The following is a 4,915-nucleotide window of genomic DNA, read 5'->3' as shown; positions in this document are numbered from 1 at the left end:
TGCCCCCACTGGGCGTCGACGGCCGAGGGGTCGGGGGCGGGTTGGACGACCAGGCCCGAGATCCGGCTCGCCACGGCGGACAGGGCGTTGTCCTCGACTCCGTCGGCCAGGCGCCGCACCTCCTCGGAGCCGACTCCCGGGTCGACCTGACCGGTGACCAGCCTGTGGACCGGCCCGGCCAGGACCTCACACCCCGGTGTGGCGTCCGGGCCGGGGGAGGGGGCGGGAGTCCCGGCGGCGACGCTCGGTGTCGTGGTGGGGGCAGTGCCCGGTCCGGTGGTGGTCGTGGGTGATTCACCCGGCGTCACCTGCCCGCAGGCGCCGACGGCCAGGGCGAGGCCGAGACCCGCGACGATCGCACGGCCGGGCTGAAGTGCCGCTGCTCTCCGGTGCGCCATGCTCCGCAGGATAACCGGGCTGGGACTTTCGCGGGTTCAGGCGTACTCTCGGGGCATGGGTAGACAGATCTGTCTATGCAGAGTGGCGGTACGGACGGTACCGAGAGGTCGAGGAGGTCGGTCATGAGCCTGCGAGAGGTGTTCGCGTTCCCTGAGGTCGTCAACGACTATGCCGCCCGGTGCACCGCCGGGCTCGTCGTGACGCTCGCGGTGGTGACGATGCTCGCGCCGCCGCCGGCGCAGACCTGGCTCGCCGCGGCACTGGTCGTCGGCTTCGCCCTCCGGGTGGCCGGGGGGCCGCGGTACTCACCGTTCGGCAGGCTCTCGGTGCACGTACTGGCCCCCAGGGTCAGCTCCGAGCCCAAGCTGGTCGCGGGTGCACCCAAGCGGTTCGCCCAGACGATCGGCCTGGTCATGTCCTCGGTCGCGCTCGGGTTGTTCCTGGGCGGGTTGACGGGGGCGGGGGTCGTGGTCCTGGGCGTGCTGGTGGCCGCCGCCCTCGCCGAGGCGGCCCTGGGGTTCTGCCTGGGGTGCTGGATGTACGGCCAACTGCAGCGGGTCGGTGTCGTGTCGGAGGACGCCTGCGTCGACTGCGCCGACATCTGGGCCCGGCCCGGGATGACCGCGCGCAACTGAGACCTGCTCGCAACCGGGACACCGTCACTCCGCGTTACTGTGGAGGACATGACTTCCCCGTCCGAGAACCACGAGTCGTACGGCGACGACCCCCGGGGCCACGGCTCGGCGTACGGCACCCCGTCGGACTCCGGCGACCGGTTATCTCCCTACGGGACGCAGTCCTACGAGAGCCCCTCGTTCGGGCACCAGCAGTTCGACCAGCAGCAGTTCGAGCAGCAGCCGTTCGAGCAGCAGCCCTACGGCGCCCATTTCTACGGGGCCCAGCCGTTCGGGACTCAGCCTTATGGGACGGAGCCCTACGGCACGCAGCCCTACGGCGCGCAGCCCTACGGCGTGGAGCCTTACGGCGTGCAGCCCTACGGCTCACCGGGCTACGGCGCGATGCACCCGTACGCGCCGGCCTACGGGGCGTCGCGCAAGGAGCCGGCGCTCTCGCTGGTGTTGTCCTTCTTCCTGCCCGGGCTGGGCACGCTGATCAACGGCCAGGCAGGCAAGGGGATCGGCATCATGGCCGGCTACTTCCTCGGCATCCTGCTGTCCGTGGTCCTGATCGGGATCCCGATCATGCTCGGGTTCTGGGTCTGGGGGATGGTCGACGCCTATTCGGGTGCCAAGGAGTACAACGCCCGGAACGGCTTCTACTGAGAGACCGGTCGCCGGACCTTCCGTAACCTGGTCGCATGACAGCGACCGAGATCACCACGACCGACGACTCGCGCCCCTCGGGCCTCGACCTCCAGTACGTCGACCGGGACGTCCGTCCCCAGGACGACCTCTACCAACACGTCAACGGCACCTGGATCCGCGATCACGTGATCCCCGCGGACCGGCCCATCGACGGTGCCTTCCTCGCGCTGCGCGACCTGTCCGAGGAGCGGGTGCGGGACATCATCACCGACGCCCCCGTGGACTCGCGGATCGGGGCGTTCTACGCCTCCTTCATGGACACCGACGCGGTCGAGGCCGCGGGCGTCGCCGCGCTCGCGCCCGATCTGGCCGAGATCGACGGCGCGACCGACGCCGACTCGCTGGCCCTGGCCATGGCGCGGCTGGAGAAGGTGGGCGTCGGCGGTCTGATCGGCGCCTACGTCAACAACGACGCCAAGAACTCCACCGAGTACATCCTCTACCTGGTGCAGTACGGCATCGGACTGCCGGACGAGTCCTTCTACCGCGAGGATCAGTACGCGGAGCTGCGCGACCAGTACACGGATCACATCGCGCGGATGCTCGTGCTCGCGGAGCTGTCGGGAGACGAGGACGCCCGCGCCCGCGCCGAACGGATCGTCGCGCTGGAGACCCGCATCGCCTCCGCGCACTGGGATGTGGTGGCCCGCCGCGACGCCGACAAGACCTACAACCCCGTCACCTGGGACGAGCTCCCCGGCCTGGCGCCCGGATTCCCCTGGCACGACTGGGCCCGTGAGGTGGGCGGCTCGGAGGAGACCTTCGGCCGCGTCGTGGCCATGCAGCCCGACTTCCTCACCGCTGTCGCCGGACTGTGGTCGACCGAACCACTGGAGACGTGGAAGGAATGGCTGCGGTGGCGGGTCCTCGGTTCGCGCGCGCCCTACCTGACCAGCGACCTGGTGGAGGAGGACTTCCGCTTCTACGGCACCGCGATGTCCGGCACGGAGGAGATCAAGGCCCGGTGGAAGCGCGGCGTCGCCGCGGTCGAGGCGGCCCTCGGCGAGGAGGTGGGTAAGGAGTACGTGGCCCGCCACTTCCCACCCGGCCACAAGGCCCGGATGGTCGAGCTGGTGGAGAACCTCACCGCCGCCTACCGCTACTCCATCGCGCGGTTGCCGTGGATGACGCCGGAGACCCGCGAGCGGGCGCAGGAGAAGCTCGAGGCGTTCGTGCCCAAGATCGGCTACCCGGAGAAGTGGCGCGACTACTCGGCGCTCGAGGTGCGCCCGGACGACCTGCTGGGCAACGTGCGGCGGTCGGCCGAGTTCGAGCACCGCTACGAACTGGGCAAGCTCGGCGGCCCGGTCGATCGCGGCGAGTGGCACATGACCCCGCAGACGGTCAACGCCTACTACAACCCGGTGATGAACGAGATCGTGTTCCCGGCCGCCATCCTCCAGCCCCCGTTCTTCGACGCCGACTCCGACGACGCCGCCAACTACGGGGCGATCGGCGCGGTGATCGGTCACGAGATCGGCCACGGGTTCGACGACCAGGGGTCGAAGTACGACGGCGACGGCAACCTGGTGGACTGGTGGACCGACGACGACCGCTCCGCGTTCTCCACCCGCGTGGACGCGCTGATCGACCAGTACCAGGGCCTGACCCCGGACGGTCTGGACCCCGCGAAGGACCACGTCAACGGAGCCTTCACGGTGGGGGAGAACATCGGCGACCTCGGCGGGCTGACCATCGCGCTGCTGGCCTACCGGCTGGCGCAGGGGTCGACCGGGGAGGGCTCCGACGTGCAGCCGGCGGAGGGGACGGAGGTGGGCCCCGAGATCGACGGGATGACCGGCATCCAGCGGCTCATCACCTCCTGGGCCATCGTGTGGCGCACCAAGACCCGCGCGGAGGAGGCCGCCCGCCGGTTGGCCGTGGACCCGCACTCCCCGCCGGAGTTCCGCTGCAACCAGGTGGTGCGGAACCTCGACGACTTCCACGCCGCGTTCGGGGTGACCGAGGGGGACGGGCTGTGGCTCGCCCCCGAGGAGCGCGTGAGCATCTGGTGAAGGGGCCCCGCCGGCTCCGGCCCGGTCGTTGGGGTTCACCCATGACGAGCCGGGATGTACCGATCAGGGTCGTGGAATGGTCGACGGGCTATCTGGGCAGGATGGCGGTCGAGGCCGTCGACGCCCGGCCCGAGCTGGAGCTGGTGGGCGTCTTCGTCTCCGATCCCGCGAAGGTCGGCGTCGACGCGGGCCGGCTCGCCGGTCTGGGCCGGGATCTGGGGGTGATCGCGACCGACGACCGGGCGACACTGCTCGCTCTCGACCCGGACGCGATCGTGTACACCGCCGAGACCGAGACCCGCTTCATGCCGGCGATCGAGGACTTCCGCGGCTTCCTGCGCGCGGGTATCGACGTGGTGGCCTCCGGCCCCGTCCTGCTCCAGTACCCGCACGGGACCCTCCCGGAGGAGATGATCGCCCAACTCGTGGACGCCGCCCGCGAGGGTGGCGCCACGCTGCACGTCAACGGCATCGACCCGGGATTCGCCAACGACGTCCTGCCGCTGGTCATGACGAGCCTGTCCCGGCGCATCGACCTGATCCGGGTGGGCGAGATCGCCGACTACTCGGTGTACCACCAGGGCGAGACCATGCGGCGGCTGTTCGGCTTCGGTCGGTCCATGGACACCCTGCCGCCACTGCTCCGACCGGGGATGCTCGCCGCGGGCTGGGGGTCGGTGGTCCGTCAGCTCGCCGCCGCGTTGGAGGTGACGCTCGACGAACCGCTGGTCGAGCGCCACGAGCGGCTTCCCGCGGATCGGGACCTGTCGCTGCTGGCGTGCGAGGTCCCGGCCGGGACCCAGGCGGCGCTGCGGTTCGAGGTGGTGGGACAGGTCGACGGCGAGGACCGCATCGTCCTGGAGCACGTCACCCGCACCGCCGTCGACCAGGCACCGGACTGGCCCCGCCCCGACCACGGGGACGGGTGCTACCGCATCGACATCCTCGGTGAGCCGGCCATGCGCGTGGAGTTCACCCACCACGCCGAGCACGGCGACCACAACGAGTCCGGCATGCTCGTCACCGCGATGAGGCTGGTCAACGCCGTCGAGGCCGTGGTCGCGGCGGAGCCCGGTCTGGTATACGCAAAGGACCTGCCGATGATCACCGGGCGTGGCTTAATGAGAAGATGAACATAATCGGTGCCGCCCGTGCCGCCCGTGCCGCCCGTGCCGC

General features: G+C 70.5%; 4 protein-coding genes and 1 pseudogene. 4 read left to right on the top strand and 1 reads right to left on the bottom strand.

What is annotated here, in order from left to right:
- A pseudogene (locus G6028_RS05560) lies at positions 1 to 398 on the bottom strand (hypothetical protein); the annotation flags it as partial.
- 123 nt (positions 399 to 521) lie between these two features.
- Between G6028_RS05560 and G6028_RS05555 the strand changes: the two are divergent.
- From G6028_RS05555 to G6028_RS05540, 4 genes are read left to right on the top strand one after another with little or no spacing between them, the layout of a single operon-like run.
- Complete coding sequence (locus tag G6028_RS05555; RefSeq protein WP_179523589.1) at positions 522 to 1,034, top strand: DUF4395 domain-containing protein; 513 nt, start codon at positions 522 to 524, stop codon at positions 1,032 to 1,034.
- Positions 1,035 to 1,082: 48 nt separating this feature from the next.
- Positions 1,083 to 1,682, top strand: coding sequence for a hypothetical protein (locus G6028_RS17425; RefSeq protein ID WP_206685733.1), 600 nt, complete (start codon positions 1,083 to 1,085; stop codon positions 1,680 to 1,682).
- Positions 1,683 to 1,717: 35 nt separating this feature from the next.
- Positions 1,718 to 3,739 carry a M13 family metallopeptidase gene (locus tag G6028_RS05545; RefSeq protein ID WP_182658280.1) on the top strand — a complete coding sequence of 674 codons (2,022 nt, stop codon included), beginning with the start codon at positions 1,718 to 1,720 and terminating at the stop codon, positions 3,737 to 3,739.
- 41 nt (positions 3,740 to 3,780) lie between these two features.
- A complete protein-coding gene (locus G6028_RS05540) occupies positions 3,781 to 4,872 on the top strand; it encodes an NAD(P)H-dependent amine dehydrogenase family protein (protein WP_182658279.1) in 1,092 nt (363 codons plus the stop codon).
- The last annotated feature ends 43 nt before the right edge of the window (positions 4,873 to 4,915 follow it).

Origin of the sequence: Dietzia cercidiphylli, from assembly GCF_014145145.1 — a bacterium.
Taxonomy (GTDB): domain Bacteria; phylum Actinomycetota; class Actinomycetes; order Mycobacteriales; family Mycobacteriaceae; genus Dietzia; species Dietzia natronolimnaea.
This window is presented reverse-complemented; position numbering and strand designations above follow the sequence as displayed.